Raw genomic sequence first — 3,480 nt, 5'->3', positions numbered from 1 at the left:
CCGCAATCCATTCTGTGGCGACCGCCGTTCCATCGCCGACATGCTGGATTTCCAGCATGTCGGTCATGCCATTACCCGTGAAATTACCCATCACCGTTTGGGTGTCCGCACTCCAATTGCCGTTCTGACTGAAGCCACTGCCGGTGCTATACCATGCACTAATATTCAAGCTGCCGTTTGCCGCGATTGAAGTCGCCACAATCGCGGCACGACCATCACCATTCGCATTCGCCAGTTGGTACGCCGTACTTGGTTGCCATGCGCCCAGCACCGTAGTCGCACCTTGGGTATACGCAGTTCCTTGCGTATTTGAATACCACACACTGGCAACCGCCTGACCTTGAGAATTTTCCCAAATTTGCACTAAATCAGAACGGCCATTACCCGTCACATCACCGGCTAAGAATTGCTGGTTCAACTGTGGCGTACCCAGCGATACGCTAATCATCGCACCTGTACTTGGTATGAGCGCCTCGAAACTTACCGTACCGCTCGTATTTTCATAAACGATGCCCATCCCTTTTCCGGCGGTGTTGGGGTCATTGCTTAAATTGAATTGCGCGTAGACGGTACTAATAGTCGCACTGGTAGATCTAAGTCCAGTCAAACCGCTACTCACCGCAGCCAGTGCACCAGTGCTGCTGACGCTCACTTGGTCAAAACTGTAGTATGAAGTGGAATACGTCCACGGGATCACCAACGACAGGTATCCTGTGCCGCCGACATCTTGCAAGGCAATCGGGAAAATAAATCCGCCGTTACCACCTTCAGGGTCCGTCAGGTTTAGGCTGACGCCCTGCGTAAATCCGCTGCCAGTCGCTCCTGCAATCCAACGCGTCACAGTCACACTCTCGGTTCCTGTCGGCGCGACTTCCATCAGATCCAGTTCGCCCGTTCCGGTCAAATCGCCATATTGAAAGGTGTTGTTGGCCGACCAGATTCCCAATGTCGTTTGATCTTCTTGCGTTAGTCCCGACGCGTCTACTACCCAACGCGTCGCCACGGTTTGTCCATTCACATCCTGAAGGACAACCAGCGCATTGCCGATTCCGGCGGAGGTTTGACCAAACTGGTATTGCGTACCCGCCACCCATTGGCCCAGTACTGTCGACGATCCTTGGGTGTACCCACTCTGCGTCGCAATCCATTCTGTCGCAATCGCCGTGTCATCCGCCGCATGCTGGATTTCCAGCATGTCAGCCATGCCATTACCCGTAAAATTACCCATCACCGTTTGAGTGTCCGCACTCAAATTACCGTTCTGACCGAAGCCACTACCGGTGCTATACCACGTACTAATATTCAAGCTGCCGTTCGCGGCGATTGAGGTCGCCACAATCGCGGCACGACCATCGCTACTGACATTTGCCAACTGGTATGTTGCGCCCGCTTGCCATGCACCCAGCACCGTATTCGCTCCCTGGGTATACGCACTCCCTTGCGCATTCGAATACCACACACTCGCGACCGCCAGCCCCTGAGCGTTCTCCCAGATCTGCACTAAATCAGTACGCCCATTACCATCCACATCACCAGCTAAAAATTGTTGGTTCAACTGTGGCGTACCCAGTGATACGCTAATCATCGCACCCGTGCTCGGTATGACCGTGTTGAAACTCACCTTTCCGCTCGTATTTTCAAAAACGAAGCCCATCCCTTTTCCGCTGGTGTTGGGGTCATTACTTAAACTGAATTGAGCATAGACAGTGCTAATGGTCGAACCGACGTAATTCCATCTATTCAGGCCACTACTCACCGAGGTCAGTGTGCCAGCGCTGCCGACATTCACTTGATCAAACAAGTAGTAGTTACCAGATACTGTCCACGGTATCACCAACGACAGGTGTCCTGTTCCGCTGACATCTTGCAAGGCAATCGGCGAGAGAAATCCGCCGCCACCGGACGTATCCGTCAGGTTAAGGCTGGCACCTTGCGTAAATCCGGCACCAGTCGCCCCAGCAATCCAACGAGTCACCGTCACACTATCAGCTCCTGTCGACGACACTTCCATCAGATCCAGTTCGCCCGTCCCGGTCACGTCGCCATATTGGAAGCTATTATTCACTGACCAACGGCCTAACGTCGTTTGATCTGATTTCGTCAACCCCGTCGCGCCCACTGTCCAACGCGTGGCCACGGTTTGTCCATTCAAGTCCTGAATGACAACCAGCGAATTACCGGTTCCGGCGGATGTTTGCCCAAACTGGTATTGCATACCCACCACCCATTGCCCCAAAACCGTCGACGGTCCTTGGGTATAGCCGCTCTGTGTCGCTATCCATTCTGTGGCGATCGCCGTGCCGTCCGCTGCATGCCGGATTTCCAACATGTCAGTCATGCCGTTACCCGTGAAATTACCCATTACCGCTTGAGTGTCCGCAATCCAATTGCCGTTCTGGCTAAATCCTGTTCCGGTGCTATACCAGGTGCTCACGACGGCGCTGCCATTCGCAGCTATCCAGCTCGCCACGATGTCAGCGCGACCATCACCATTCGCATCCGCCAGTTGGTACGTTGCTCCCGGTTGCCATACACCCAACACCGTAGTCGCACCCTGGGTATACGCAGTTCCTTGCGCATTCGAATACCACACACTGGCGACAGCCTGACCCTGCCCGTTCTCCCAGATCTGCACTAAATCAGAACAGCCATTACCCGTCACATCACCAGCTAAAAATTGTTGGTTCAACTGTGGCGTACCCAGTGATACGCTAATCATCGCACCCGTGCTCGGTATGACCGTGTTGAAACTCACCTTTCCGCTCGTATTTTCAAAAACGAAGCCCATCCCTTTCCCGTTGGTGTTGGGGTCGTTACTTAAACTGAATTGCGCATAGACAGTGCTAATGGTCGAACCGACGTAATTCCATCTATTCAGACCACTGCTCACCGAGGTCAGTGTGCCAGCGTTACCGACATTCACTTGATCAAACAAGTAGTAGTTACCGGATACTGTCCACGGTATCACCAACGACAAGTATCCCGTCCCACTGACATCTTGCAAGGCAATCGGAGAAATAAATCCACCACCACCGGACGTATCCGTCAGGTTAAGGCTGGCACCTTGAGCAAATCCGGCACCAGTCGCCCCAGCAATCCAACGCGTCACCGTCACACTCTCGGTTCCTGTCGGCGCGACTTCCATTAGATCCAGTTCGCCTGTCCCGGTCACATCGCCGTATTGAAAGGCATTGCTGGCCGACCAGACGCCCAATGTCGTTTGATCTTCTTGCGTTAAACCCGTCGCGCCCACTACCCAGCGGGTGGCAACGGTCTGCCCATTCACATTTTGAATTTCAATCAGTGCATTGCCAGTTCCAGCGGATGTTTGCCCAAACTGATATAGCGTACCCGCCACCCATTTGCCCAGTACTGTCGACGGTCCCTGGGTATACCCGTTCTGCGCCGCAATCCATTCTGTGGCGACCGCCGTTCCATCGCCGACATGCTGGATTTCCAGCATGTCGGTCATGCCATTAC

1 protein-coding gene is annotated in these 3,480 nt (G+C 53.7%); it reads right to left on the bottom strand.

The window, feature by feature from the left end; all coding sequences use genetic code 11:
- Positions 1–3,480: beta strand repeat-containing protein (locus S2091_RS24190; protein ID WP_165795088.1), on the bottom strand; the 3,480-nt coding region annotated here is incomplete at both ends.

Origin of the sequence: Solimicrobium silvestre, from assembly GCF_002976435.1 — a bacterium.
Classification (GTDB): domain Bacteria; phylum Pseudomonadota; class Gammaproteobacteria; order Burkholderiales; family Burkholderiaceae_D; genus Solimicrobium; species Solimicrobium silvestre.
This window is presented reverse-complemented; position numbering and strand designations above follow the sequence as displayed.